This is a genomic window from Variovorax sp. 01N425 (assembly GCF_056399465.1).
In genome coordinates, this window is sequence record NZ_JBFTRJ010000008.1 from 127,332 (window position 1) to 151,955 (window position 24,624).

The following is a 24,624-nucleotide window of genomic DNA, read 5'->3' on the forward strand; positions in this document are numbered from 1 at the left end:
TATAACGCCGCTGCGTTGGAAGTTGGCGCGATACATAGCGCCGCCGCAAGGACTACCCGGGAAGTGCATCGAGAATGCCAGCTACGTGCGTGATGAAGAGGCCATAGCCGCCGATGAGGTTCCGCCACCGTCGAACTTGGATTTTGGCGGTGTCATCATGAATATTCGTGCGTACGAGTGTTCTCAGGGGCCAAGCGGGTGCAGCTCTCCATAGTCGTTGTCATGGGCTGAACTCATCCCGCTGTGACGGGCCGTGGAAGCCTAAAGAAGGCGGTTCGAGCTGAGCGGTCAGGTGGTGGAGGTATCGTCCAACATGATCCGAATCGCTCTCAGCCAGGTGGTCATCTGCTTCTGTCGCTGAGATGGCCTTCCGCTGATGATTCCGGTCACCGCCTGTCCCCGCAAAAAGGCGAGTGTCGATCCCATTACCTCAGCGGCGTCAGGGCGTTCTGCTATGGAGGGAAACAGCATCCGCATCACTCGGTCACTCTCTTTGCGTGCGCCGCGCTCTGCAGCCTGAAGGGCGGTGCGAAGTTCGATGTCCGTACGGGAAATCGCCCACAGTTCCAGTTCGGCGAGATAGGCCGGTTTTGCCATCGTGGTGGCCAGCACCTTCACCGCCCTCTCGAATGGATCTTCAGCAACACCGACTTTGGCAAGCGCCTCGTGGACTGCTGCTTCGTTTCTTCGGACAAGTTCCTGCACCGTCGAAGACAGCAACTCCGCATGAGTTGGAAAGTGATGGAGTAGGGCGCCGCGGCTTACACCTGCGCGTCGCTGGACCGCCAAGGTGGTGGTGCGAGCCGTGCCTTGCTCAATCAGCAGCTCGACAGCAGCGTTCAGGATTCGGGGTTTGATTGCAACTTCTGGAGCTGCCAATGCATTTGCAAGCTGACTACTGACAACCCCGCTGCTTCGCATTCGAATAGGTTTAATTGCTTCCATACGAGTCTCTGAATCAAACCGACGAACGTGGCTTGCCGGAGGGAGTTTACAGGTGCATCGCAGTACGGAAGATGAAAGTACATATCAGCCGAGTCCCGCCTCACAAGGTTCAAGAATGCAAGTTACCTATGACCTGAACACATTGTGAACCGAGGCTCTTGGATTCCGTCGATCTCTGCCCCTACGTGTGCGTGATGGGCGTTTGAAGGACATGATCATCCGCGGCGGTGAGAACATCTACCCAGCAGATCTCGAGGTTCGACTGCTCGAACATTCGGACATCGTCAACGTTACTGTGATTGGAGCAGACCACGATGGAGGGAGATTGTGTGCGCGGCCAGCAGAACTGCTGCGACACGACGTGCTGCATGCCGACGAGACCCCTGTGGCGATGCTCAAGCCCGGAGCGGGCAAGACGCGGGCCAATCGCGCTCGGTCGCTAGAACTGGCTGTTCGCCGGATCCCTGCGCGCAGGCAAACGAGCCGCCGCCGTCATGAGCCTGGTCCACACGGCGCTATGCCGCGCACGGCATCGCCGATTGCACAAGGTTCATGACAATCGCCGTGCGCGGGCCAGCCAATTCGCCGACCGGTGTGCATTCACGGCGTGAATCGCCCACCATGAGCTGCAGCAAGCGCATGGGCTTGCGCCATGAACCTGTCCCGGCCCATTGCTGCGACGTATTGGAGTACGCCACCTGTCCATGCGGGGAATCCGAAGCCCAAGACCGAGCCGACATTGGCGTCATGTGCATGCGTCACCACGCCTTCGGCCTCGCAGCGCAACGCCTCGACAGCCTGACGCATTAGTAGGCGCTCGCTCAATGCAGCGAGCGTCCACGACGTTTCGGGGCGCTCAAACGCTTTCAAGCCCGGCCAGAGTGTCTTAGGTGCGTCCTCGGTATAGTCGTAGTAACCGCCCCCAAGAACGCGTCCCTTGCGACCGTGTTGCCTGCATAGCGCAATCATGAAGCGCTCGCCCACGTCCAACGCATCACTGGCGTTCTGCTCCATAATTTTCGCCAGCGTGACCAGCGAAATCTCGTCCGCCACGGTCAGCGGACCCACCGGCATGCCGGCGTCACGGCCGGCCAGTTCCACCACCGTCGCCGGAATGCCCTCGGCCAGCATCTGCGCACCTTCAGCCATGTAGGAGCCGACGGTTCGGCTGGTAAAGAAGCCGCGGGCGTCACGCACCACGATTGGTGTCTTGCCGATCTGCAGCACGAAGTCGTAGGCCCTGGCTAACGTCTCGGCACTGGTCTTCTCGGCAACGACGATCTCCACGAGCTCCATCCTGTCGGCAGGTGAAAAGAAGTGCAGGCCGATGAAGCGCTCGGGCATGCTGACCGCTTCGGCTAGCCCGGTGATGGGCAGGGTCGACGTGTTGCTCGCGAAGACGCCGTCTGGACGCAGGCACGGCTCGGCTTCGCCGGTCGCGCGGCCTTTGAGCGCGCGATCCTCGAACACCGTCTCGATAATGAGGTCGCTGCCGTCCAACGCCGACACCTCGGCGGCGGGCTCGATGCGCTCCAGAATCGCAGCCTGCTGAGACGGCGTCATGCGCCCCGCATGCACACGCTGATCGGTCAGACGGCGGACACGCTCCTTGCCGGCCTCGGCAAATTCGATGCTCACATCCTTCAACACCACGTTCAGACTGTGCGCTGCACAGACCTGCGCGATCCCGGCCCCCATCATGCCCGCCCCCAGGATGCTTACCTTGCCCGCTTGCCACGGCGCGACACCCTGTGGGCGTGACCGCCCCCGCCTGACGGCATTGCGGTCGAAGAAGAGTTGGATCAGGTTGCGCGTGACAGGGTGTGTCAGCAGGCCGACGAGCGCTCGCGTTTCCAGCCGCAGCGCGGTGTCCACATCCAATTGCGCCCCTTCCACCATGCAACTCAAGGCCGCTTCAGCGGCTGGGTATCTCCCCCTCGTCTTTTGGAAAAGCATCGCCGGCGCCAGCATCTGCAGCGGTGCCAGCTTCGGACAGCCCGGCGCGCCGCCGGGGATGCGGTGTCCCTTGACCTCCCAAGGCTGCTGCGCCTGTGGATGGGCCTCGATCCACGCCAATGCAGCCTCGCGCAGCGCTGCGGCGGCGCCGAGACCGGACGGCACCACGGCGTGTACGAGACCAGCATCTCGTGCTGCGCTCGGACTCATCACTCGGCTCTCCAGGATGTACGGCATGGCGGACTCGAGCCCTAGCAGACGCACGAGTTTGGTCACGCCTCCCCCCGCGGGAATCAGGCCGAGGCCAACCTCCGGAAAGCCGAGTTGCACTCTGGCATCGTCGACAACCACGCGGTGGTGCGCGCACAGTGCGAGCTCGAAGCCGCCGCCCAGTGCGCTGCCGGCAATGCACGCCACCACCGGACAGCCCAAGGTTTCCAGTCGGCGCAGCAGCTTCTTGCCCGCCTCGGTGCGCGCAAACACCTGCGCGGGATCGGCGGGCCACTGCGCAAGCACGTCCTTCAAGTTGGCGCCGGCAAAGAACGTGTCCTTGGCGGAAGCGAGGATGACACCGCGTGGCCGGCTGCCCCCTTCGCTCATGCGATCGAGCGCGGCTTGCATGTCGGTCCGCCAAGCATCGTTGAAAGTATTGACAGAGGCATCGAGATCGTCGAAGGTCAGTGTGACAACGCCAGTGCCGGTGTCGAGGTCGTACTGAAGAGTCTTCATGGAGTTCAGATCCGTTCGAAGATGGAGGCGATGCCCATGCCGGCGCCGACGCACAGCGTGACCAGTCCATAGCGCAGCTGGCGCCGTTCCAGCTCATCTAACAGTGTGGTGACGAGGATCGCGCCGGTAGCGCCCAGCGGGTGCCCCAATGCGATCGCACCACCGTTGACGTTGACCTTCTCGTGCGGCACCTTCATGTGCTTCATGAAATGCAGGGGTACGCTCGCAAACGCCTCGTTGACTTCGAACAGGTCGATCTGGTCGACCGTGAGGCCGGCGCGCTGCAGCGCTTTGCGCGCGGCTGGCACCGGACCGGTCAACATGAGGGTCGGTTCACTGCCGGTGAGCGCAACTGCCACGACGCGCGCGCGCGGCGTCCATCCCAGCGCAGCGCCCACACGCTCATTGCCGACCAACACCGCAGCGGCGCCATCCACGACGCCCGAACTGTTCCCTGGGGTGTGTACGTGCCGGACGCGGTCGAGCTGCGGATAGCGGCGCAGCGCGACGGCGTCGAAGCCCATATGGCCGGCCTGCTCGAACGAAGGCTTGAGCGCCGCCAAGCCAGCCATCGTGCTGTCAGGCCGCACGAATTCATCGTGGTCCAGGATCATCAAGCCGTTGCCATCGCGAATGGGTACGACGCTGCGTGCGAAGCGTCCTTCGGCCAGCGCCCTTGCGGCGCGTTGCTGCGAAGCAAGTGCATAGGCATCCACGTCCTCACGGGTGAATCCCTCAGTCGATGCAATAAGGTCGGCGGAGATACCTTGCGGCACAAAAGCGTTGTCGATGCTCGTGCGCGGGTCCAGCGCCCACGCTGTTCCATCGCTGCCCATGGGCACCCGACTCATGCTTTCGATGCCTCCCGCGACGATCAAGTCATCCCATCCCGAGCGCACGCGCTGCGCGGCTTGGTTGATGGCATCCAGGCCGGAAGCGCAGAAGCGGTTGATCTGGATGCCACTGGCGTTCCAGTCCCAGCCCGCCGCAAGCGCCGCGATCTTCGGCAGACAGCCCCCCTGGTCTCCTACGGGTGTCACGATGCCCATGACCACATCGTCCACGCGAGCCGTGTCCAGGCTGGTGCGCTGCTGCAAGGCCCGCAGCAATCCGACAGCTAGTGTGATCGGCTTGACCTCGTGCAGCGAGCCGTCGGTCTTGCCCTTGCCGCGCGGAGTGCGAACGGCGTCGTAAACAAAGGCCTCATTCATAGGAAGTGCGGCTGAAGCTATTCGCCACGCCGGGCTTCGATGTCACGAATCAAGGCACGCGCCTCGTCGCCTTCCGGGATGGGCTTGCCGCTGTCGCGCCACTGGATTGCAGCCTTGAAGCCCGCCTCCTGCGCATAACGGCGGAACCATAGGCCCTCGGGGTTGTGGCGCGTGACGCCGTCGAACACAGTCGCGAACATCTGTGTCTGCTCTAGGCCCATCGTCAACATTGCCTGATTCACTACCATCTTGTGCATGGCCAGATGGCTGCGCGGCACGCCGGCGATGCGCAAGGCCAACTGCATCGTGCGCTCCTCGAGTTCGACGGGCGGAGCCACGAGATTGGCCAGGCCCCAATCCGCGGCCGTGCGGCCGTCGAGCACATCGCCGGTGAACATCAACTGCTTGGCCCGCGCCGGCCCGAGTCGGTAGGTCCACATGGCGGTGGTGGGACAGCCCCACACCCGCGTGGGCATGTAGCCGATGCGCGCGTCCTCGGCCATGACCAGCAGATCGCAGCACAGGGCGATGTCGCTGCCGCCGGCCACTGCCGCGCCGTGCACCTTGGCAATCGTGGGTTTGGGGCTGCGCCACAGACTCATGAAGTCCTCGGTGTAGCGCTTCATGCAGGCGTAGTCCACCATCGGATCCCACGGGTACCGCTCCTGCTGGCAGGGATGATCGGCCTGCTGCTCGGCAGTGTCTACGAGGTCGTAGCCACCGCAGAAGCCCTTGCCGGTTCCCTCGACGACGATGACATGCACCTCGTCGTTCGCATTGGCCCATTCGACCGCCGCTCGGATTTCACCGGGCATCGCATGACTGATGGCGTTGAACCGCTCTGGGCGGCTAAGAAGCAGACGGGCGACACGCGGGGATTGCGCGTCCTGTTCGATGGTCAGGGTGGAAAAGGTGGGCACGGGATTCCTGTCTCTGGGATGGTTCATTTCAGCATCAGGCCACTGCGCCTCCGTCGGAGAGCAACTACGCAGTCAGCTATGACTGTTTTTAACAGTCACTTGTGACTGTTATCGTCTCTTTTGTGACATGTCGATGTGGTGGTACTTCATAAACTGCCCCACGATGACAGTTCAATCACTCCTCCCAGTGACGGCATTGCCCAAAGGCCGATTCCGATACCGCAGTGCCAGCGGTCCCAATCGAGACTATGGGCGGTCGCACGTGCCGAGGCAGGGGTGGCGCGATGCTGAAGGCCGAGCGCAAGGCCCGCAAGTACGGCGATGGGGCGGTGCATTCAATGTTTTCATCCATCGATGCGTGCCCCGCCCAGGCGGCTATCGCGACCATGACCTGGAATTCCTGCGCAGCTTGGCGCTGTCCAGCGTCCTGCGCAGTCCTGTGAAACGGCAGCAACTGATCACGCAATGGGTCCACGCGGCCCGGATTCTTCTGGAGACAATGCCATGAGCCACGACTTTCCCGACCCGACACTGTCGCACCTGCCTGCTGACACTTCGGTACCTCTGCTCCTAATGACCACCGGCGATGCCTTGCGGGACGCGGCACGACGCCATCCGGAGCGCATCGCCTTGGTCGAAGTCATGCCGCCGGGCCTGCCGTCGCTCACAGGCGCGAGCGACACGGCGCGCCGCTGGACGTATGCGGAACTGCTTGCTCAGGCCGAACAATGCGCGCACTGGTTGCTTACGCGCTTCACTCCTGGCGAGCGCGTCTGTCTCTGGGCGCCCAACGTGCCTGAGTGGGTCATCCTGCAATACGGCGTGGCACTGGCAGGTCTGGTGCTCGTTACTGCCAACCCGGCGCTGCGCAGCGCCGAACTGCGCTACGCGTTGCGCCAGTCCCGCTGCACCGGGCTGCTGTACACGGCTGAATTCCGCGGCACCGACATGGCCGCAGTCGCGCGTGAGGTGGCAGGAGAAGTGCGCGAGACCTTCTGTCTGCTGAATTGGCAGACCGAGGTCCGCACGCACTCAGCCCGAGGCGAGCTACCGCATGTGCAAGCGCTGGATCCGGCCCAGATCCAGTACACCTCTGGCACCACCGGCAACCCCAAAGGAGCACTGCTGCATCACGCGGGCCTGGTTACAAGTGCCAGGCTGACATGCAACCGGGCCGGCATCGAGGCCAGCGTCGTAATCAGCCCCATGCCGCTGTTCCACACCGCAGGTGCAGTACTCAGTTCCCTGGGCTGTGTGACAACCGGATCGACCTACGTGCTGCCGCTGCTGTTTGAGCCTGAAACGCTCATGCGGGCGATCGCATTAGAGCGCTGCGACGTGTTCTATGGTGTTCCGACCATGCAGATCGCGATGCTTGATCACCCCAAGCGCGACCAGTACGACCTCAGCACTCTGCGTGTTGCCATCTCCGGCGGCGCCCCCGTTCCGCCCGAGCTGCTGCACCGCATCGAAACCGGCTTTCATTGCGATCTGCTGACGCTCTACGGACAGACCGAATGCAGCCCGACGATCAGCATGGTCGGCCCCAACGACAACCAGGAGGACAAAGCAACGACAGTGGGCCAACCTCTGCCACAAGTCGAAATTCGCATCGCGGATCCCGCCTCGGGAAAAACCCAATCCGTCGGAGCTGAAGGGGAAATCGAAGTGCGCGGCCCTCAGTGCATGCTTGGCTATTTCGAGATGCCAGAGGAAACTGCCCAGACAATGCGGCCCGATGGCTGGTTGCGCACTGGCGATCTCGGCACCCTGGACCGGCGCGGCTATCTACGGGTCACAGGCCGACTCAAGGACATGATCATTCGCGGTGGCGAGAACATCTATCCCGCCGAGGTCGAGGCGCGTCTGATGGAGCATGCCACCGTTGCCATGGCTGTGGTATTCGGCATCCCTGACGCCAGATGGGGCGAGGTGGTGGGCGCGGCCGTGCAGATCCGAGCGGGTATGCCGCTGCCGGCGGCCGAGGCGCTGCGCGCGCACTGCCTCTCAATGCTTGCGCCTCAAAAGCTGCCGACTGTCTGGTTCAGTTGCGACGCCTTTCCGCTGACGGCGTCGGGGAAGGTGCAGAAATTCCGCCTGCGGGAACTCGCCGAGACGAATCAGCTGACTCAAATGGTTTAGCCCAGACCAGATCAACTTTCTTGACAGGAGACATCCCATGAAGCTTGCCATCAAAATTGCTACGGCAATCGCCGCCTTAGCCTATGCCACTGCTGCCTCCGCGCAGAGGGGAGAAACCGTCAAGATCGCCTGGATCGACCCCCTGTCAGGTCTGATGGCACCCTCGGGCTCGAACGCGGTCAAGACCTTCCAGTTCTTTGCCGACAAGTTCAGCGGCTCGAACAACCCGGCTGGTGTGAGGTTCGAGGTAGTGCCGTTCGACAGCAAGCTCAGCCCCGCCGAGAGCCTCAATGCGCTCAAGAGTGCCTCAGACAAGGGTATTCGCTACATCACAGCCGGGGGCGGCTCAGCGGCGGTCGCTGCGTTGATAGATGGCGTGAACAAGCACAACGCTCGTAATCCGGGCAAGGAGGTTCTGCTCCTTAACTATGCCGCAGTCGATCCGGATCTCACCGACAGCAAATGCAGCTACTGGCATTTCCGCTTCGACGCCAACACCGCCATGAAGATGGAGGCGCTAACCACTTTCCTGAAGGACGACAAGGACATCAGGAAGGTCTACCTGTTCAACCAGAACTACGCGCACGGCCACCAGATGGTGCGCCTCGCGAAGGAAAACCTGGCGCGCAAGCGGCCCGATGTTGAGATCGTCGGTGAAGACCTGCACCCCTTGGCGCAGGTACGGGACTTCGCACCCTACATTGCCAAGATCAAGGCCTCGGGTGCAGATACGGTGATTTCCGGCAATTGGGGCTCGGACCTAGCGCTGCTGATCAAGGCCGCCAACGAGAGCGGCTTCGACGGCAAGTTCTATACCCTTTACGCCGGCATGACGGGCACCCCTGCCGCTTTGGGAGAGGGCGGCGGCGGCCGTGTGTTTCAGATCGCCAACAACCATTACAACATGGGCGGCGACATAGGCAAGTGGACAGCCGAGTTCAAGGAACGGTTCAAGGAGGATCTGTATTTTTCCCAGGTCAGCCACGTGTTCATGAGCCTGGGCGAAACCATGGCCAAAACCCGATCCACGGATCCTGTAAAAGTCGCCGCAGCGATGGAGGGCCTGCGCTTCAAGGGTTTCAACGGAGAGGTCGAGATGCGCAAGACCGATCATCAAATGCAGCAGTCGCTGTTTATGACGGTCTGGCAGAAAGCCGACGACAAATATCCTTACAGTGTCGAGAACACTGGAATGACGTTGGCACCGGCCCGAGCGTTTCCGGCCTACATCGCGAGCACACCGACTAGTTGCCAGATGAAGCGGCCCTGATGCCAGCGACGGGGCCGGTGCAACGCTTGGGCGTAAGCATAGATAGGAATCGCGTGCCGTGGTCACGCAGCTACGGGCGTAAACGATGTCAATTGGAACCGGCGTGCCGGTCGATCTTTTGCCAACCATCGGTCATCTTCCCGTTTTTGGACGAGACAAACGCCGAGGCGAGATGAGCACCCAGAATCGATCGATGAACCTGTTCGATTTTTTCGACGACCGACGCCCCACAAAACGGTAGCGATTGCTGTGGTACGGCATCAGATCGATAGCCGGAGCACGATCTAGAACCAAGTCAGAAATTACCTGGGCTGAGCCGCATGCCATCGTCCAACCCATTGCACCGTGGCCGCAGTTGAGCCAGAGATTTCGATGCTTCGCCGATCCAAGAAAGGGCAGATTGTCCGGACTCATCGGGCGCCTGCCGACCCATTTGGAAGGCGCGCCACACGCGGAAGAGGAGAAGGTCGGAGAAGGTCGTCCAATACCCGTGGCGCGCGCAGCAATGTGATGTCGGGAAAATCGTTCATATGGATCGAGAGATTGCGAGCGGCAGACGTATGACTGGTTCGACCAACTTGTCGCCGCTACCGCTCGGCTGCGTGCGAAGCCTCGTCGAGGTAGCTAAATTCTTTGTACCGTGCCCTGAAGCACCACGCGTTGGCCGCCGGGAAGCACCAGGACTGTGTTGACCGAGCCTGCGTCGTAGTTGACAACCTGCGCCACGACCAGACCGTCGGCCTCGGTCCATGACAACAGATGCTGTTCGGGGTGCAGCGGTACGCGGTCGACGACTTCCTTTCCCTCACGGCCCTTGTTCTCGCCGGCTACGCAGCGCCAGCGCAACGCATCATCGTCGTCGACATCCACTTCGTAGACGACGCCCCCTGGGTACTCGAAACGGAAACGGCCCAGATGCGGGGCTGCAGGTGCGGTCATTATTTTTCTCCTATTAAGAGGCAAGATTGGAAGGCCCGGCGATCCATGCTGGTGCCTTTGCGGGGCGTGCAAGGCAACTACGTCAACCTCGGCGAGAGGCTCACTGGCACCGCAGTCAGAAGGCAGGAAGGACCGTTTGTCGCCGCGGGCGCCACGAGAATCAGAGTCGGTCAAACCTTCTTCCACCCTGTGAAGTCCCGAGTGTTCACGAAGAGCCTTTCTTGAACAATCAGCTAATATTGATCGGTCTTCAACCTGTGCTTGATAATCCAACATGCCGCTGACCCGATTTACGTTGCGCCAGTTGGAGGCTTTCACGTCGGTCGCCGAGATGCGCAGTTTCAGCACAGCGGCAGGCCAAATGGGACTGACAGTTCAAGCTGTGAGCCAGCTGGTTGCAGAGCTCGAGGCGACTGTGGGTTTCAGGCTGTTGGAGCGCACCACGAGGCGCGTGGAACTCAGCAGCGCGGGGCGGGACTATCTCGCCTCGGCCAAGACCGTGCTGCGCCACGTGGGAGACGCAGAGATGGCGGCCAACGATGTCCGGAACCGCGCGTCTGGGCTGGTACGGGTGGGCGCTCCGCTGGTGCTCGCTTCCATGGCACTGCCGCAGGCAATCTCCCGATATTCCCGTGATCGGCCGAAGGTTGTCGTTCGCATTCGGGACGTGGCTGTGGATCGTCTGGTGGACGCCGTCTCTTCCGGTGACGTCGACATCGCCGTCGGTCCTGATCGCGCACTTGGCGGCGCCGTGGCGGCTCAGACGCTGTTTGACAGTCCCTGGGTGCTTTGGTGCGCACCGTCGCACCCCTTGGCATCGCGCAAGCGCGTTCGCTGGGCCGATCTGCGCAATGTTCCTCTGGTCGTTACGGGAAGAGATCACGAATTGGGCGTGGAACGCATGCGGCTGAACGCACCTGACGAAGAGCGTGTAACACCAGTCGAAATTGTCGATAACACCACCACGGCATTTGGTATTTCGGCGCAGGGCTTTGCCGCCACACTGGCCCCCGACTACGTCGGCGTGCTGGCGACAGCATTCGGACTGGTCATGCTGCGTGTGGTCGAACCAGAGACAGTGCGCAAGGTATGTCTGTATCGGCCTCTTGGAAGGTCGCTCTCGCCGGCGGCGCAGGACTTCGCAGATTTTTTGGCGATGGAGTTGAAGCAGCAGAACGTTGCCAGCTCCTAGAACCCCCGTGTGCGGCGGATCCTTTTTTTTGAAGGAGACTTAGCTCCTGCCCAGGCAAAGACAACGGACAAGCGTGATCGCTATCCGTGTTAGCCGCTGTCGCTGCTCACGCCCAACTCCAATCCGCCGCCTCGCAACGCAGCTTGCAGCGATGCGCTTTCCTCAGCAGAAAATCCATCGAAGTAGATCTGCAGCGTCTCCCCGCAGCTGAGAAACAGATCCTTGTCCGGCGCGGCCCAAAGCTGGATCCCATGTCCGGCCGCCGCTGCAAGGAAAGCGAAGGCTTCTTCTGGCGACATCAGGATGATTTCCTCGCCTTGATTGCTCCAGCCCGTGATCTTGGCGCTGATGGGATGCTCGAACCTCCATCCCAATATTTGCAGGACCTCAAGCAGCTGTGCGCAGCTCTCCGGCGGGAGACGGGCAATCTCTTTGGTCATGGCCAGAAATCGTAGCTGCTACGGCGCGACGCGCGAAAGTTGACCGCATCGTGAACGATTTCCAGCAGGTTGACGAACGTTGACATTCCTGTCGGCCGCGCCCGCTTACAACATCTTCTCGACAACAGGGGAGATCAAGATGAGTCAGATGGCGGTCATGGTGAGCGAGTCGGAGCCCGGCGAATTCCGCTTCTCGCTCTTGGGTTCGGTCAGCGGTCCGACCGGGCTGTTGAGCTTTCGGCCGTTCGTCTCCGACCAGACAGCGCACTCCAGCGAGATGGAAGCCTGGATTGCCGGCGCGTGCGCGGTCGCAGACTACCTTGTGCGTCCAGTCACGCGCCCAAATGAGCCGGCGCAAATTGATTGAGCGTCCTCACACAGGACGTACCGCGAAATAGGCTTCGTCGGTATCGCCCAGATCGCGAAAGCCCGCCGTTCTGGCCACGTCGAAAGCTTTGATCCAGCGCTTGGCCAGCGCGATCTCGTCTTTGGTGAGATCGCTCTCGCCCGACTCGCTCGCGTTCTGGAACGCGCGCAGCGCCGGCACCAGCTCATGGCCCAGTTGCCGGTCGAGCTCACGCCGGAAGCGCTGCTCCGCCACCTTGACCGCCTCGGCCGCCGAATGCGGATAGTCCGCGAGCCGCACCAGGTAGGCGACGCGCGGTTCCGGTTCCACCTCTTCGAACCGGAATGGCACGTCGTCATCGCTGGCCTCCTGCGGCGCGACATTAACCGGTGCCGCAGGCACCGGCCGCGGGAAGAAGAGTTCAGCTTGGTCCATGGTCATCTCCTTGAGCAAGTTCGGCAACGCGTTACGCACTTCCACCGAGCCCGGAACCACCGCGGCGCGATGGCCAGCGCTGCAGCGCCTTGGCGATCATTTCGCCGTGGCGCTGCGCCTCCAGCCGAGCCGCCTTCGCATCGGGCGGGGCGGGCCGCGGCACCGGCCGGCAGAACCAGCGCTGCGGGTAGGTGTCCGTCTTGATGTTCTTGAGCGCCCGTCCGCGCGGATTGATCTCGGTGCCTTCGATGAAGAAGCCGCCGCGTACCTCGAGCATGGACGCGCGGTTGAGCAACGGGATCACATAGCTCTCCTGGTCGTCGGCCAGCAGCATGGCGATCATCAGGCTGCGGCCCGGGCGCGGGTCATGGATGCGCGGCACGTAGAGCAGCTCTCCGATGCGGCGCGTGTGCTTCACCGCCTCCTTGGTGGACAGCGCCTGGCCCTCGAACCGGTATCTAAACACTTCGCAGTACACCTGTATGAATATACAGTAGTATGGCGGCATGGAAGACGACATTCCGACCGATCTGTGGATCTACTACTGTGCGCAGCAGCTCAAGCGCCATTGGCGGACGGTGGATCCTGAGCAGCTAGAGGAGCTGGCCACCGACCTGGCTTGCGAGGCGCATCTGCGCACGCTGTCGCCGAGGGCGGCGGCACTCAAATGGCTCGAGCCGGTGATGACGCCAGGAGAGGCCAGGTAGCTGGAACGGCACAATGCGCCGATGCCAAACATAGCCTCGATCCTCAAAGCCGAAATCTCCCGCGTCGCTCGCAAAGAAGTGCGCGTCGAGATCGAAACCCTCAAGAAAGCATCAGTCGCGCATCGCGCCTCGATTGCCGAACTGCGTCGCCAGGTGAGCGCGCTTGAGAAGGAGCTGCGTCGTGTCGCGAAGGGCGCGGCGCGGTTCGAGGCGGCGCCTGGTTCAGACGCTGAAGCGGCAACGGGCACGAAGCGCCGCTTCAGTGCAACCAGGTTGGCTGCGCATCGGGCCAAGCTCGGGCTGTCCGCGGCGATCTATGGACGGCTGGTAGGCGTCTCCGGGCAGACGATTTACCACTGGGAACAAGGCAAGGCACGACCGCGGACAACGCAGCTCGAAAGCCTTGCGGCAGTAAGGGACCTGGGTGCACGCGAAGTTCTGGAACGGCTAGCCACGCGTTAGCGCGGGAAGACACGAAGAGTCAGATGTCTGATTCGAAGCTACGCGCTTCAGTTGCTACTCAGCGGATTCGCATCCACTGGCAGCACATTAGGGTCGTTCGCACTTATCGACGTTGCTGGCAGGACCGATTGGGCATGTTGTACTCGTGCCAGCGGTTGTACTGTCCAGGTCTGCGGCGTGGATCGGCGTCCCAGAACTTGAAAAGAGTGTCGGTTCCAAGCGCGACGTGGTTCAGCGCGAGCCGGGATCGCCCTCTGCAAGCTCAGCCAGGGGCGTTGACCAGTCAGCGCCTCGAGCGGCGGGCCCGCGAGATTGGAAGTCTTCATTTTGAATCGAGCTAGCCGAAGACGGCGCGGCCGAGCTTGTACAGCACGACCACTGTTGCACTGCCGGCGATGACTACCGGCCACACCAGCGACATTGATGACTTCGAGTTTGCCAAGGCGAACCGGCGCGCGCTCCAAATCATCGATTTCAGCCGCCTCGTGTCGATATAGATGTTCACCTGTTGCTGATTCACGTACACGCCCCCGCCGCCCGGCAGCCACTCAGCCGTCATAGTCATCATGTGATTACCTTGGTTGATCGCAGGCATGGGTCCCGTGAAGGTCACCTTCTCGGGTCCACGGCCCAGCTGTTGGGCCAAGGTGTGCGGAACGAGTTGCGCGTACGCGGCAGAGAGTTGCGGGTGAACGTCCGCCGGAAAAGCCCCGCTCTGGAACCACTTGGTGACGTCGGTCATGTAAACATCGCCAAAGAGTTTCTTGTACCGCGACACGACGCTTTCTGTGAAGAGTCTTGTCGCTTGCTCGACCTCATCAGACCATCGATACCGCCAGCTCATGTAGCCGAGTACCACCAGCGCAGCAACCCAGACTTTCCAGGTCGATAGCTGCACCACGGCTCCGGGCGTTCCTGCTTGGCTCTTGACCGAGAAGAGCCGTTCGAGCACATCAGGTAGTGACACATCGAACCAGGCGACGCCGATGATGATGGCGCTGGTGACAACGAGGTTGCGGCGGATCTTGTCATCGTCATCCATTTTCTGCACCTTCCCCGGCCTTCAACTCGTTGGTCTGCTTCATTGAACGCTCTTCTGCCTGAGTCAGTCCGGGCAACTGCACCGCCTGCACGAGTACATCCCCCGCTCGCATGATCTCTTGATGGCGAGCTTCCATGGTTGGCGTGTGCCCGGTTCCATGGTTTCTCATACCCCCAACATCCTGCCGGACAGAAGGCGCAAGGAAGTAGGCGATCGAAAAGGCATTTCTCGCCTCAGGCTCGAGGTACAAGCAGTTTTCGTCCCACCATCGTTGGCATTCTTCCACCACCGAATTGACGTCGCCGTTCCATAGAACGCCGACCAGCTTTCTCCACAGCGTGAACGCCTCTTGATGTGCCTGCAACCTCTTATCGATCGCGGCCACGCGAAGCTGGTTGTGCGACTTCAAGGACTCCAACAACTGGGCGTTCTGGTGCTTGATGTCTTCGACGATGCGCGTGAGTTCTGGCAAGTCTTCGCGATCCGCTGCGTTTCCGCCCTTCTTCGTTCCATATCCTGTGCCGAAGCTGCGTAGGACGAGGTACGCCATGCCGATGAGGTTCAGCACGATGAGGGTGATTGCGGTAGCGACCATGTTCGAGATTCTCCTGATGCGGCATTGTCCGAGAGCCTTTTGCAGTCACCGTTCCTCGCACTGTCGCAACCCCCGAGTACACCATTTTGTTACGAGTTGCTGCACAATCCATCTCAACAAGACTCACGCAGCAGATCATCGAAAATGAAAGACCATCTCCTGCGAAATTTTTTGAGCTTCTCCGGCGCGTCGGTAGTGATCGGCGTCCTCGGATTTGTGTCTGCTGCAACGGGAATGTTTGTAGACGTGAACTCAAGTATTTCCGTCAAATGGCTTCTCTTTTTGCTGCTTGTACTCGGCACGATAATTGTCATCTTACTTAAGGTGATATTTGACATCTCAAGTCAAAACACCATCCCTGACAATTTTGAGAAGCCTTTCAAATCAATCGCTTCGGAAGAAATATTTCTTATTCACCGAAACGAAAACTTCGCGACAAGCATCGTGGTGGGCGGCTATATCGAATCCGACGAGATCGAGAGGCTCGCGTACATAGCCGTGGTCCATCACGTTCAGGCCAAGTACATCCAAATCAAGGTTGTGAAGGACATGGGTCTGCTTACGAAATTGCCAAGTACGACTGAAGAACTCCGCAATCTAACCTTCCGATCCGTGATACCAACCGACGCAATCCCTCTTCTCACCGGAACACTCACGTCATGACCCGATACTTAGGACAAGTTGTCAAGGTGCTCGATCCTTTCACGGTGGTAGTCAACATAGGCACAGATCAAGGCGTAAAGCCAGACAGCAAGTTTTTAATAGTTGGGCTTGCGGATTTGATAGTCGACCCGACTACAGGAAAAGAACTCGAGCGGCTCGAAATTGTTCGAGGCAAAGTCGGGGTGCAGCATGCCCAGCCTTCGATTGCGACATTGCGGTCGATCGAATGGGATAGATCACCAGACAGTCGAGAAATCAAGAAGGTAACGGGCCGTGGCGCAGGCGGGTTGAGTAACATTTTTGGAAATCAAGACACCGTCACGGAACTGATCACTCCAGGCGACGAAAAATTGCGCCCACTGAGTGAGATCCAAGTTGGCGATCATGTTCTTCGCGCTTAGGTTATATATGGGCGGATGCCGCACGCCGGCCCTCCCATGACGGTAGGCCTAGGGGCCAACTCCCTGCTGCGATCCTCGCGCGAGTCAGAGCTGAATAGCGTTCTTCAAGAGCCCGGCGCTCTTCGCGCGTAAAAACACGCGGTGCTGTCGATCAGGTGGTAGCACCCAGGGCTGCAGCCGTGCGGCCGCATCTCGGCCACCGCTCGCGAATTCGACGCTGTGATCTGGTGCACAGGCTTTCGCGCGGCCTTGGACCATCTCATATCGCTCGACGCTGTCGGGGACGGAAAGGTCCCGGTCGCAGGAACTCGCTCGCGCGACGTGCCCGGCCTGTGGCTGGTGGGTTATGGAGAATGGACCGGCCCGGCCTCGGCAACGCTCATCGGAGTCATGCGCGCGGCCAGAAGCACCGCGGTCGAGATCGGCGGTTTTTTGGGAGTTTGAACAGGCAGCTGCGCGCGCTCAGTGGTACTTGATGCGGCGATTGTTGAACGCCGGCATCGTGCCTTCCAGAACATTGACGACGTGCCCGTTGATGGCTGGGTTCTCGATGGAGCCGGCGAGATAGGAGATCTTCGATGCATTCTTCCGATCGAATACCGACCAGATAACCTGCTCCGCATCACAGACGACCGCGAGATTCGGATTGTGGGTGACCATAATGATCTGCCGACGTTTCTTAGCCTCGGTCAAGACTGGGACCAGTAAGCTCACCACAGTCTCGTTGTCTAGATTCTCCTCAGGCTGATCCAGAATGATCGGATTGCGCCCCTTATCGACCAGCAAATAGAAGATGAGAAGTAGCGCGCCGCGTTGACCAGGTGACAGTTGCTCGATTTGTGCATCTTGGAAAAGCAACGAGTAACGCGGCTCAAGGAATGAAAGCCCGAAGAGCAAATCGTAAACATCGCTTGCCAGCTTGTCTTTTCTCAACACAGGGCCGATGCCGACGGTATCCTTGTTACCGCCGGACGCAGCCACGACAATCTTTCCGTGCAGCGCTTCAACGAAGCTGAGCACGTCTGCTCGCGTGTTGAAGTCGTACTCTTCGGCCAGTTTTCGTACGGTGCCGTAGCTCTCGTCTTCGCCCCGAAATTCCTTTGAGTTCTGTTTAATTAGGTCGAAGAGAGACGTCGCAACTCCGTCTGCTGAGCCACCCAGTGTCGCTTGGAACTGGAGCTTGTACTCGTCGCGGATCAGGCTGTTGCTATGGATCAAGTCTTGAACGGGTTTGAAGAGAGACTCGCGCGCCTTCCGCTGAGCATCCAGAATGTCAAAAATCTCTCCAGCCAACGTCGCGCGATGTTCCCTGTGCGTTTGCAGAAGGTCGGGCAGGCTATCAATCTGCGCGATACGCGTTTGCAACCCCTTCAATGTCTCTGGCGCATCAGGTGTACCAGTCAGCTCTGCGAGTTTGGCCTCCCAGTCGACCAAGGATTTCAGGTTTTGCTGGTACAGAAGCTGCGGCGCATTGAGTTTTGCGTTGAGCGCTGTCTGCTCCGCAAGCAAATTGGCTCGCTGAGTGACGACATCGCCAGCCGACGCCACAGTTTTTGCTTGCTCGTCAGGAATCGAAACCGAAATCTTGTCGAGTGGCTGGTGATTCAGTTCAATCGTCACGAGGTCAGACGCCTGCAAACCGAGAGTGGTGAGATCCGTCGCCGTGTCTTCGAGAAATTGCGTACGAGAGCGGTCGAGTAGGCGCAAGCGCTCGCGCACGTTCTGGATTGCCTTGAGCTTGCCGGCAAGTGCCAGGGCGGTGGCGGCATTCGAGGCCGCGGATTTCTCGAGGTTTTGCATCTGGTTCGAGATGGCCTCCAGCGAGGCCGCCGCTTGCTGCTGCTCGAGCGACAACTCGACGGCAGGTTTTTCCATCACCGCTGGCTTGATCTTGATGTGCTCCTCAATCTGGCGATTCTTGATGGCCAGTTGCTCTTGGATCGCACTTCGAACCTCAGGTTGAAGCTGCGTCTCGTAGCCCGCAATTTCCTGGTTCACTCTTCGCAGGTCTTTTCTGAATTCGTTGAGCTGATGTCGAAAGCTGCTCTCCTGCTCCTCGATAAGCTGGTCAAAGTCGAGTGCACCAAGGCGGATTGAAGCATCTGTGTGGGAGAAGATGACTGCTCGCAGTTCGTTTTCGAAGGCATTGGAACGACCAGTGACATGCGCGTTGCACAATTCTTCGAAATGACCTTGGGGAATGTATCGGACGAGTTCCACCTTTTCCTCCGGTGGATCGTCGTTAAGGTTTCGATCCTCCGTGCTGCCATCGAGCCATGACAGCGTTGCGGTGAAGTGCTTTGCAGGGTCCCCAGACTTCCCCCTGAATCTCTCCTTCTTCAAGAAGGAGAAATGAGCTTTCTGTCGCGAGTTGCCAAGCAGCGCGATCACGTCAGCGAGCGCGCTTTTCCCGCTGCCCTTGTTTCCGATGATCGCCACCAGATCAGGGTTCAGCGGCAGATTGGTGCCAGCAAGCCACGCTCCACCTGTTGTGGATCCCGGGATCTTAGTGATTGAGACGCTGTCGATGAAGAACGTCTTGTTTTTGGAAATTTCGGTCTTCTTTTCCGGGCGCTCGCCGATGTAGGAACGTTTTGCCGGCTCCATGATGGCCTGAAGAAGACCATGAAACGAAGGGTCAGCCTTGATCCAGGTCGCCTTTCCGGACGGGTAATCCCCATAGCCACGTCTGTCGTTGTCCCCCTTCACGCCCACGAAGCAGTGGGCGTCACTTCCAGAGACGACAAGCCTGGGAACGTTGCATAGGGCGTTCTGAAAGCTCTTGATGAACTTCGAATTGCCGGGCGTGACCTCACCGACGAAAGCGCCGCGGAGGTCGATGTTCCGAGACTCGAAGATAGGCGAAGTCTTGAACAGGCCTAGGAAATACGCATAGTGCTCATGCCATTTGACCTCGGCGAGACCGTCACTTGTATCCCATGGCATGAACCCGATCGCATGCCCGTGTGGCACCTTCTCGATTGCGTTCTTGTAGCTGTCACAGTTGATCTCCGCAATCTTGGAGCCGGCCAAGAGCGCCTTTTCATCGTCGGCATCGACTTCAACTTTCTTGAAACCATGGATCTTCAGCTTGTCGTCCGACGCGGCGCGCCCTAGCAGCACAAGGGATGCATCCGACAGCGGCCGACCCACGACTTCGACGAGCAGCGCCGCTTTGAAATCGTGCAGAACCTGATCTGCAACGGCATCAGAGAAAAGAACGTGAGCATTGAGGCGGCCCGGCATCGGAGCTACTAGCCGCAGTTCGATTCCCGGAAAGATGGTCTTCGTGAGTTTGGGAGCCCCTGGTTCTTTGAGCCGTCGTCGCAGTGCAAACCAGCCGTCAAAGGTCCAGTAATCCATCAACGCGAAGACCGTTGGTTCTGCGGCATTGAACGCAGCGATCATTTCGTCGATGAGCAAGCGGTTCTCATCCGAGTTGGGGTCGGCATTGAACCTCTTTCCTCGCCAATGAAACGAGGCGGGCGTATGGACATGCAGATCCCACTGCCGCCACTCGGAGCCTCGCTCAAATTTTTCTTGATTCATTACCTCATGCCTGCTCGTTGTTTTTCGTTCTAGGTGGCTACATGGGACTCGGACTGCCAGACGATCTCCATCGCACCGGCAGCTTGACGAGTCTCAACCCGCGTACTCCCATCAACTCCCAAAGTCGATGGCAATCTAAAGTTCTGGTGCAGATTGTTTCGGGCTCGAGCCTCTCACTGTGCTCAAGTCGTCAGCGTTCTGCCCCAGGCTGACTCAATTCGAATTCAACCGTCTTCATCTTGAGTCGTTTCATCTTTTCCCAGAGTGTCTTGCGGCTGGTGCCGAGGAGATCGGCAGTCTCGGAGATGCTCCCGCCTGTGCGCTCCAGTGCCCGTTGAATGTGCAGCCGTTCCGCCTCCTCGATCCTGGTTTGCAAGGGTGCGAAGGCGCCGCCAAGTTCACCAGACCGCTCTTCAGCGCTCGAGCCCGTGCCTCCGATCGGGAGATCGATAATTCCTTCATCGCCAGCGCGACCGCTTGCTCGAGGTAACAACGCAGTTGCTTGGCATTGCCCTTCCAGGTTCGGCCGAGCACATCGCGCATGAACGGGTCTGAGACGGCGCTGGGCCTTCGGTGTTCCCGCCTAAGCTGCGCGAGAGTTCGCTCGGTCTGCCAACGAATGTCTTCGGGCCGTTCTCGTCGCGGCGGGAGCCACAGATTGATCATCGCTGCCTTAGAGCACCGCGATACCAGCTCGAAAAGGGTCCGTCGAGAGGAGTGCTTTTTGACATCCCAACCCACTGAAAATCCCTTCCACGCAGAAGTTTGGATTTTGCTGGCAAGGCTAGTTGCATTTGATCGTGGACTCCTACCCACTGCTCATATCGTTCGTCAATAAGCTCGATGACCGCCTCAATCACGGGAGGGATTTCCGGGTTTTTGAGCAGATAGTTTTGCATCATGAAATAACAGGCGTGCGCCGCTCTTCGAAGCCCGATCGAAGGTGGCTTTGCCTCGGCCTTAGCCAGCAGCACCACGACCGCTGTCAGCGCTTCGAAAGTTCCCACCTCGGCAAGAGCCTTCGCAACCTTGCCGTCGAGGTAATACAGCCGTTTAATAAACTGGCGGTGTGGCCGGCCCGGGACGGCCCTCGACTCGAAAATCAATTGCCGAATGTCGTCAGACATGGCCCAAAGCAGATCGTCAGCCTCGGCGACTGTGAGCGCACGTCCTTTGAGTAGGGGCCAAATGACCGAATCAAAAAAGAAGGCCGTTCCGGGGAAGGCCTCTTCAGCCAGGTCGACGGGGTAGCTTTTTCCAACGATCCTGCTGGGGACTCGCGAGCCATCCTGGTACCGACAATATTTGCTGGGACGAAGCATTCCGTCTTCGCGAGGGCGGACGAGGTCTGGCTGCAGCCGTCGCTCGAGGGCGTCGGAGGACGGAAGGCCGCTCTTTATCAGGGTCCCTCCAAGCCAAAACTGTGTGCGCACCTGATCCACCGGATCGCGGCAAGGACGCCCAACACGTGTCCGCTCAGGATTAGAGGCCATCCCGGAAGCGTACAGAAATTCCGGATTTTTAGCGAGGTGGACTCCAAACGAACTCCGGCGAACACTACGAGACCTCGCCGCACTAGAAAAGAACTCATGACGCCTTCCGCCCTGGACTCGTCTTCATTCGAGGCACTTCACATGGAACTAAGGGAAGCACTCGAGGCGAAGCATGGTCCTCTGCTGGGCGGGCGAGCACTGGTGACGTCTATGGGTCACAACACCTCGGCGGGCCTGCGGCAAGCCCAGAAACGTGGGCAGGTGCCGGTTGCATTGTTCAACTTGCCCAATCGACGGGGGTATTTCGCCCTCACGAGTGATGTCGCGGCATGGCTCGCAAGAGCACGCCTCACCGGCGCCCCTGCGTCCAAGAAAGGACAGCCTATAGAGACGAGTTAAAAAACATCCGTCCTAAACGCAAAAGCCCGAGGCGGCAACCACGGGCTTAAGCGTCCGGCCGAGCCAGACAAGGTGAAACATGTATGGCAGGAGTATCGGTCGGCGAATTCCGCGAGTCAAGTACCCGCGGATGCTGAGGGCTAAGCTCGTCTCGCCACCTGCCTCCGGTGGCCTAATCGCCGGAGGAAAGCCCAATGAGGCTTGACATTCGTCTGCAGCGCGAAGTCGCGCGCTTGCACTTTTACGACACGTCTCAGTCGAACCGTGCCATCGCAAAGAGCGTCGGCATATCTCCTGGCGCCGTCGCCAGCGTACGGACCTTGCTGAAAGCGCAAACACTCGGTTGGAACGCGCTGAAAGAGCTCGACGACGAGCAATGGTGTCGCGCCATCGGTTCAGCCGACCGATCAGTACAGCGCCAGAAGGCCACCCCGGATTGGAGTTGGATCCACGAGGAGATGGGGCGCCCTGATGCCACGAGGCATCAACTGTGGCAGGAATGGAAAGAGACTTGCCCGGATGGAATCGAGTACTCACAGTTCACCGAGAAATACAGAGAGTGGATCAAGGCGCAACACATCGTGTTGCGGCGCACGCACCGCCCCGGAGAGGAGCTCTTCGTCGATTTTGCGGGGCGGACGGTTGAAATCCGAGATCGTGCGGGTGGACCTTCGAAGTTTGCCCAGATCTTTGTCGCCGTACTCGGCTGTTCCAACTTCACCTACGTGCAAGCCACAGCGAGTCAGACCACGGCCGACTGGCTGCTCTGCCACATCAACTGCTTCGAGGCGATGGGTGGGGTGCCCAAGTGGGTCGTGTGCGACAACCTTAAGGCCGCAGTCGTGCGGCGTACCCGGGATGACATCACCCTAAATCCGGCCTATCGCGAGATGCTTCGCCACTACGACTGTGTGGCGAAGCCTGCGGGACCCCGCAAACCGAAACACAAAGCGAAGGCCGAGGTCGGTGTCCAGATCGCGCAACGAATCATTCTCTTCAAGCTGCGCAATCGCGTGTTCTTCAATTTAGAAGAACTCAACAGTGACCTCCGGCACCTCACTGTTTCGCTCAATGATCACCCTTTCAAGAAGATGTCGGGTTGCCGCCGCGAGCGGTTTGAATCAACTGATAGGCCCGCGTTAAAACCGCTGCCAGAGCAGCCGTTCGAAATTTGCGAGTGGCGCTACGCTGTGCGTGTTGGTGAGGATCATCACTTCGAACACGCTCGCTGTTTCTACTCGGTTCCATTTGCTTACGCCCGAGATCGTGTCGACCTGCGCATCACTTCTACCGTGATCGAGGCATTTTCCAAGGGGCGCCGCATTGCAATGCACGCGCTCCTCCAGACGGACGGTGAAGTCAGCACGGTACAAGATCATCGCCCGATTGTTCACATGCACGTCCTCGAAGGTGAGCCCAAAGCCTTGAGTTCATGGGCCGAGTCTGTCGGGCCAAACGCCGCCAAGATGATTCGCTACCACTTGCAGGAACGCAGCGACGCAACCAATGGGATCAAAGCCGCTCGCCGGATGCGCGACTTGGCACGGACGTACGGCGAAGAGCGCTTTGAAGCGGTTTGCGCGTATGCGCTTCCGCTAAATATCACCGCATTGCGCAGCATCACCTCAATCCTGTCGAATCAGGCGGATCTGCGGGTCCGGCCTCTGCCGGCTGCCACACCTCGCCCTGAACACGTCAACCTTCGCGGCCCACATTACTTTGGAGACGAATCATGAGCACGACAGAACAGACGACTTCCCGGTTGCGCGAGCTTCGCCTGACGACAATGGCGGAGACATATGAGCTTCAGGCGGAGCAATCCAAGCTTCATCAGCTAACGTTTGACGAGCGATTTGGACTATTGGTAGAAGCAGAAATAGCGGCGCGGGAAAGTCGGAAGCTGAACCGCCTTGTACGTGGGGCTTCGCTGCCAGAGAACGCAGCGTTCGAGGAGTTGGACAATCGCCCGACTCGTGGAATGGACAAGGCACTTCTGTCTTCGCTCTCTAGTTGCGGCTGGATCCGCCATCAGCAAAATCTGATCATCGTCGGAGCAACTGGTGTCGGAAAGACTTGGCTGGCGTGCGCGTTTGGTCATCAAGCCTGTCGCCTGAAGATCCCAGCGGCCTTCTATCGAGCCAGCGATCTGTTTTCCTCTATCGGCGAGGCAACCCATGATGGCTCGTTGCCCAAGCTCCGACTGGCGCTCTCCAAGCCGAGTTTGCTCATCCTTGATGATTTCGGGATCGGTGAAATGTCTTCAACCGCGGCTCAGGTGTTGTTGGATGTCGTTGATCGTCGGATGCGGACCGGTTCCCTGCTAATCACTTCGCAGTACCCAACAGACAAGTGGCATTCGTTCTTCCCTGATCCCACCATCGCTGATGCCGTCCTCGATCGTGTGGTCCATCAGGCGCACCGCATACAGCTAAAAGGTGAGTCGATGCGCAAGTTGCGGGGGCGCAAGCTGCTAGAAGGTTGAGGACGCAACCTAATACGTCATGCTTGACCAACCCAGAACAGAGACGGTAATTAGTTAAGGCTGAAATCGGTGACCGACTCCGACGGAAACCGACGACCTCGTCGTATCGGAATCGGTGACCACGTCGAACCGGAATCGGTGACCACGTCGAACCGGAATCGGTGATCACGTCGGATCGGAATCGGTGACCACGTCGGATCGGAATCGGTGACCACCTCGGATCGGAATCAGTGACCACCTCGGATCGGAATCAGTGTCCACGTCGGACCGGAATACGCACTGGGCCAAGTTGCTGGCGACCGGGAG

The 24,624-nt window shown here is 59.6% G+C and carries 25 protein-coding genes and 2 pseudogenes; 12 read left to right on the forward strand and 15 right to left on the reverse strand.

The features are described from left to right. Positions 1-288: 288 nt before the first annotated feature. Positions 289-945 carry a TetR/AcrR family transcriptional regulator gene (locus AC1DSC_RS16090; protein WP_015865920.1) on the reverse strand — a complete coding sequence of 219 codons (657 nt, stop codon included), beginning with the start codon at positions 943-945 and terminating at the stop codon, positions 289-291. A 211-nt stretch (positions 946-1,156) separates the two neighbouring features. Between AC1DSC_RS16090 and AC1DSC_RS16095 the strand changes: the two genes are divergently transcribed. Further along, entirely contained in the window at positions 1,157-1,501 is a 345-nt protein-coding gene (locus AC1DSC_RS16095; RefSeq protein WP_478129111.1) for a hypothetical protein, read from the forward strand. 44 nt (positions 1,502-1,545) lie between these two features. Here the strand turns inward: AC1DSC_RS16095 and AC1DSC_RS16100 are convergent, their stop codons facing one another. The 3 genes from AC1DSC_RS16100 to AC1DSC_RS16110 are packed head-to-tail and all read right to left on the reverse strand — an operon-like array spanning position 1,546 to position 5,788. Then, positions 1,546-3,630, reverse strand: a complete 2,085-nt coding sequence (locus AC1DSC_RS16100; protein ID WP_015865919.1) for a 3-hydroxyacyl-CoA dehydrogenase NAD-binding domain-containing protein — start codon at positions 3,628-3,630, stop codon at positions 1,546-1,548. Between the two features lie 5 nt (positions 3,631-3,635). Continuing rightward, positions 3,636-4,841, reverse strand: a complete 1,206-nt coding sequence (locus AC1DSC_RS16105) for an acetyl-CoA C-acetyltransferase (protein WP_015865918.1) — start codon at positions 4,839-4,841, stop codon at positions 3,636-3,638. A 17-nt stretch (positions 4,842-4,858) separates the two neighbouring features. Beyond that, entirely contained in the window at positions 4,859-5,788 is a 930-nt protein-coding gene (locus AC1DSC_RS16110) for a crotonase/enoyl-CoA hydratase family protein (protein WP_015865917.1), read from the reverse strand. A 477-nt stretch (positions 5,789-6,265) separates the two neighbouring features. Between AC1DSC_RS16110 and AC1DSC_RS16115 the strand changes: the two genes are divergently transcribed. Both AC1DSC_RS16115 and AC1DSC_RS16120 read left to right on the forward strand, forming a co-directional pair. Then, the gene (locus AC1DSC_RS16115) at positions 6,266-7,903 is read left to right on the forward strand and encodes an AMP-binding protein (protein WP_015865916.1); all 1,638 of its coding nucleotides are present in this window, start codon (positions 6,266-6,268) and stop codon (positions 7,901-7,903) included. Between the two features lie 37 nt (positions 7,904-7,940). Continuing rightward, positions 7,941-9,173 (forward strand): branched-chain amino acid ABC transporter substrate-binding protein, encoded by a 1,233-nt coding sequence (locus AC1DSC_RS16120; protein WP_015865915.1) that lies wholly within the window; start codon positions 7,941-7,943, stop codon positions 9,171-9,173. A 132-nt stretch (positions 9,174-9,305) separates the two neighbouring features. Here the strand turns inward: AC1DSC_RS16120 and AC1DSC_RS16125 are convergent, their stop codons facing one another. Continuing rightward, on the reverse strand, positions 9,306-9,680 hold the full coding sequence (locus AC1DSC_RS16125; RefSeq protein WP_080515788.1) for an FAD-dependent oxidoreductase: 375 nt from the start codon (positions 9,678-9,680) through the stop codon (positions 9,306-9,308). Positions 9,681-9,797: 117 nt separating this feature from the next. Continuing rightward, on the reverse strand, positions 9,798-10,112 hold the full coding sequence (locus tag AC1DSC_RS16130; protein ID WP_015865914.1) for a MoaF-related domain-containing protein: 315 nt from the start codon (positions 10,110-10,112) through the stop codon (positions 9,798-9,800). A gap of 274 nt (positions 10,113-10,386) precedes the next feature. On the opposite strand from AC1DSC_RS16130, the gene AC1DSC_RS16135 reads away from it, so the two are divergent. Next, the gene (locus tag AC1DSC_RS16135; protein ID WP_015865912.1) at positions 10,387-11,304 is read left to right on the forward strand and encodes a LysR family transcriptional regulator; all 918 of its coding nucleotides are present in this window, start codon (positions 10,387-10,389) and stop codon (positions 11,302-11,304) included. Between the two features lie 89 nt (positions 11,305-11,393). Here the strand turns inward: AC1DSC_RS16135 and AC1DSC_RS16140 are convergent, their stop codons facing one another. After that, entirely contained in the window at positions 11,394-11,744 is a 351-nt protein-coding gene (locus tag AC1DSC_RS16140; protein ID WP_015865911.1) for a hypothetical protein, read from the reverse strand. Positions 11,745-11,823: 79 nt separating this feature from the next. Here AC1DSC_RS16140 and AC1DSC_RS16145 point away from each other — a divergent pair, with 79 nt between their 5' ends. Beyond that, positions 11,824-12,111 (forward strand): hypothetical protein, encoded by a 288-nt coding sequence (locus tag AC1DSC_RS16145; protein ID WP_041945794.1) that lies wholly within the window; start codon positions 11,824-11,826, stop codon positions 12,109-12,111. 6 nt (positions 12,112-12,117) lie between these two features. Here AC1DSC_RS16145 and AC1DSC_RS16150 read toward each other — a convergent pair whose 3' ends face one another. Together AC1DSC_RS16150 and AC1DSC_RS16155 are read right to left on the reverse strand one after the other, a co-directional pair. Beyond that, complete coding sequence (locus tag AC1DSC_RS16150) at positions 12,118-12,525, reverse strand: hypothetical protein (protein ID WP_015865909.1); 408 nt, start codon at positions 12,523-12,525, stop codon at positions 12,118-12,120. A 31-nt stretch (positions 12,526-12,556) separates the two neighbouring features. After that, positions 12,557-13,033 (reverse strand): hypothetical protein, encoded by a 477-nt coding sequence (locus tag AC1DSC_RS16155; RefSeq protein WP_478081921.1) that lies wholly within the window; start codon positions 13,031-13,033, stop codon positions 12,557-12,559. Here AC1DSC_RS16155 and AC1DSC_RS16160 point away from each other — a divergent pair. Together AC1DSC_RS16160 and AC1DSC_RS16165 are read left to right on the forward strand one after the other, a co-directional pair. After that, on the forward strand, positions 13,032-13,232 hold the full coding sequence (locus AC1DSC_RS16160; protein ID WP_015865907.1) for a hypothetical protein: 201 nt from the start codon (positions 13,032-13,034) through the stop codon (positions 13,230-13,232). The two genes, AC1DSC_RS16155 and AC1DSC_RS16160, sit on opposite strands and share 2 nt — an antisense overlap. A gap of 21 nt (positions 13,233-13,253) precedes the next feature. Continuing rightward, a complete protein-coding gene (locus AC1DSC_RS16165; protein WP_015865906.1) occupies positions 13,254-13,694 on the forward strand; it encodes a helix-turn-helix domain-containing protein in 441 nt (146 codons plus the stop codon). 337 nt (positions 13,695-14,031) lie between these two features. Here AC1DSC_RS16165 and AC1DSC_RS16170 read toward each other — a convergent pair whose 3' ends face one another. Then, positions 14,032-14,736 carry a hypothetical protein gene (locus tag AC1DSC_RS16170; RefSeq protein ID WP_015865905.1) on the reverse strand — a complete coding sequence of 235 codons (705 nt, stop codon included), beginning with the start codon at positions 14,734-14,736 and terminating at the stop codon, positions 14,032-14,034. Continuing rightward, positions 14,729-15,331: a hypothetical protein gene (locus AC1DSC_RS16175; RefSeq protein ID WP_015865904.1), complete on the reverse strand. Its 603-nt coding sequence runs from the start codon at positions 15,329-15,331 to the stop codon at positions 14,729-14,731. Before AC1DSC_RS16175 ends, AC1DSC_RS16170 begins: the two co-directional genes overlap by 8 nt. 144 nt (positions 15,332-15,475) lie before the next feature. Between AC1DSC_RS16175 and AC1DSC_RS16180 the strand changes: the two genes are divergently transcribed. From AC1DSC_RS16180 to AC1DSC_RS16190, 3 genes and pseudogenes are all read left to right on the forward strand, one after another. Beyond that, complete coding sequence (locus AC1DSC_RS16180) at positions 15,476-15,994, forward strand: hypothetical protein (protein WP_015865903.1); 519 nt, start codon at positions 15,476-15,478, stop codon at positions 15,992-15,994. Continuing rightward, positions 15,991-16,395, forward strand: coding sequence for a hypothetical protein (locus AC1DSC_RS16185; RefSeq protein WP_015865902.1), 405 nt, complete (start codon positions 15,991-15,993; stop codon positions 16,393-16,395). Before AC1DSC_RS16180 ends, AC1DSC_RS16185 begins: the two co-directional genes overlap by 4 nt. A 198-nt stretch (positions 16,396-16,593) precedes the next feature. Further along, a pseudogene (locus AC1DSC_RS16190) lies at positions 16,594-16,839 on the forward strand (pyridine nucleotide-disulfide oxidoreductase); the annotation flags it as partial. A gap of 18 nt (positions 16,840-16,857) precedes the next feature. On the opposite strand, the gene AC1DSC_RS16195 reads toward AC1DSC_RS16190, so the two are convergent. From AC1DSC_RS16195 to AC1DSC_RS16210, 4 genes and pseudogenes are all read right to left on the reverse strand, one after another. Beyond that, positions 16,858-19,944, reverse strand: coding sequence for a TrlF family AAA-like ATPase (locus AC1DSC_RS16195; protein WP_015865901.1), 3,087 nt, complete (start codon positions 19,942-19,944; stop codon positions 16,858-16,860). Positions 19,945-20,134: 190 nt separating this feature from the next. Further along, the gene (locus AC1DSC_RS16200; RefSeq protein ID WP_041945792.1) at positions 20,135-20,320 is read right to left on the reverse strand and encodes a helix-turn-helix domain-containing protein; all 186 of its coding nucleotides are present in this window, start codon (positions 20,318-20,320) and stop codon (positions 20,135-20,137) included. Positions 20,321-20,409: 89 nt separating this feature from the next. Beyond that, positions 20,410-20,610, reverse strand: a pseudogene (locus AC1DSC_RS16205) (AAA-type ATPase lid domain-containing protein); the annotation flags it as partial. Further along, positions 20,607-21,266 carry a hypothetical protein gene (locus AC1DSC_RS16210; protein WP_150106892.1) on the reverse strand — a complete coding sequence of 220 codons (660 nt, stop codon included), beginning with the start codon at positions 21,264-21,266 and terminating at the stop codon, positions 20,607-20,609. The gene AC1DSC_RS16210 and the pseudogene AC1DSC_RS16205, both read right to left, overlap by 4 nt. Before the next feature lie 764 nt (positions 21,267-22,030). Between AC1DSC_RS16210 and istA the strand changes: the two genes are divergently transcribed. Both istA and istB read left to right on the forward strand, forming a co-directional pair. Next, entirely contained in the window at positions 22,031-23,572 is a 1,542-nt protein-coding gene (istA, locus tag AC1DSC_RS16215; protein WP_015865898.1) for an IS21 family transposase, read from the forward strand. After that, positions 23,569-24,318, forward strand: coding sequence for an IS21-like element helper ATPase IstB (gene istB, locus AC1DSC_RS16220; RefSeq protein ID WP_015865897.1), 750 nt, complete (start codon positions 23,569-23,571; stop codon positions 24,316-24,318). Before istA ends, istB begins: the two co-directional genes overlap by 4 nt. Positions 24,319-24,624 lie beyond the last annotated feature (306 nt).

Excerpts from the sequence above, each read along its gene's own strand:
- AC1DSC_RS16180 (WP_015865903.1), top strand. The coding sequence starts at position 15,476 with ATGAAAGACCATCTCCTGCGAAATTTTTTGAGCTTCTCCGGCGCGTCG.
- AC1DSC_RS16115 (WP_015865916.1), top strand. The coding sequence starts at position 6,266 with ATGAGCCACGACTTTCCCGACCCGACACTGTCGCACCTGCCTGCTGAC.
- AC1DSC_RS16165 (WP_015865906.1), top strand. The coding sequence starts at position 13,254 with ATGCCAAACATAGCCTCGATCCTCAAAGCCGAAATCTCCCGCGTCGCT.
- AC1DSC_RS16195 (WP_015865901.1), bottom strand. The coding sequence starts at position 19,944 with ATGAATCAAGAAAAATTTGAGCGAGGCTCCGAGTGGCGGCAGTGGGAT.
- AC1DSC_RS16170 (WP_015865905.1), bottom strand. The coding sequence starts at position 14,736 with ATGGATGACGATGACAAGATCCGCCGCAACCTCGTTGTCACCAGCGCC.
- AC1DSC_RS16095 (WP_478129111.1), top strand. The coding sequence starts at position 1,157 with ATGATCATCCGCGGCGGTGAGAACATCTACCCAGCAGATCTCGAGGTT.
- AC1DSC_RS16155 (WP_478081921.1), bottom strand. The coding sequence starts at position 13,033 with ATGCCGCCATACTACTGTATATTCATACAGGTGTACTGCGAAGTGTTT.
- AC1DSC_RS16135 (WP_015865912.1), top strand. The coding sequence starts at position 10,387 with ATGCCGCTGACCCGATTTACGTTGCGCCAGTTGGAGGCTTTCACGTCG.
- AC1DSC_RS16210 (WP_150106892.1), bottom strand. The coding sequence starts at position 21,266 with ATGCTTCGTCCCAGCAAATATTGTCGGTACCAGGATGGCTCGCGAGTC.
- AC1DSC_RS16160 (WP_015865907.1), top strand. The coding sequence starts at position 13,032 with ATGGAAGACGACATTCCGACCGATCTGTGGATCTACTACTGTGCGCAG.
- AC1DSC_RS16175 (WP_015865904.1), bottom strand. The coding sequence starts at position 15,331 with ATGGTCGCTACCGCAATCACCCTCATCGTGCTGAACCTCATCGGCATG.
- AC1DSC_RS16185 (WP_015865902.1), top strand. The coding sequence starts at position 15,991 with ATGACCCGATACTTAGGACAAGTTGTCAAGGTGCTCGATCCTTTCACG.
- AC1DSC_RS16150 (WP_015865909.1), bottom strand. The coding sequence starts at position 12,525 with ATGGACCAAGCTGAACTCTTCTTCCCGCGGCCGGTGCCTGCGGCACCG.
- AC1DSC_RS16110 (WP_015865917.1), bottom strand. The coding sequence starts at position 5,788 with ATGAACCATCCCAGAGACAGGAATCCCGTGCCCACCTTTTCCACCCTG.
- AC1DSC_RS16105 (WP_015865918.1), bottom strand. The coding sequence starts at position 4,841 with ATGAATGAGGCCTTTGTTTACGACGCCGTTCGCACTCCGCGCGGCAAG.
- AC1DSC_RS16090 (WP_015865920.1), bottom strand. The coding sequence starts at position 945 with ATGGAAGCAATTAAACCTATTCGAATGCGAAGCAGCGGGGTTGTCAGT.
- AC1DSC_RS16140 (WP_015865911.1), bottom strand. The coding sequence starts at position 11,744 with ATGACCAAAGAGATTGCCCGTCTCCCGCCGGAGAGCTGCGCACAGCTG.
- AC1DSC_RS16120 (WP_015865915.1), top strand. The coding sequence starts at position 7,941 with ATGAAGCTTGCCATCAAAATTGCTACGGCAATCGCCGCCTTAGCCTAT.
- AC1DSC_RS16100 (WP_015865919.1), bottom strand. The coding sequence starts at position 3,630 with ATGAAGACTCTTCAGTACGACCTCGACACCGGCACTGGCGTTGTCACA.
- istA (WP_015865898.1), top strand. The coding sequence starts at position 22,031 with ATGAGGCTTGACATTCGTCTGCAGCGCGAAGTCGCGCGCTTGCACTTT.
- AC1DSC_RS16130 (WP_015865914.1), bottom strand. The coding sequence starts at position 10,112 with ATGACCGCACCTGCAGCCCCGCATCTGGGCCGTTTCCGTTTCGAGTAC.
- istB (WP_015865897.1), top strand. The coding sequence starts at position 23,569 with ATGAGCACGACAGAACAGACGACTTCCCGGTTGCGCGAGCTTCGCCTG.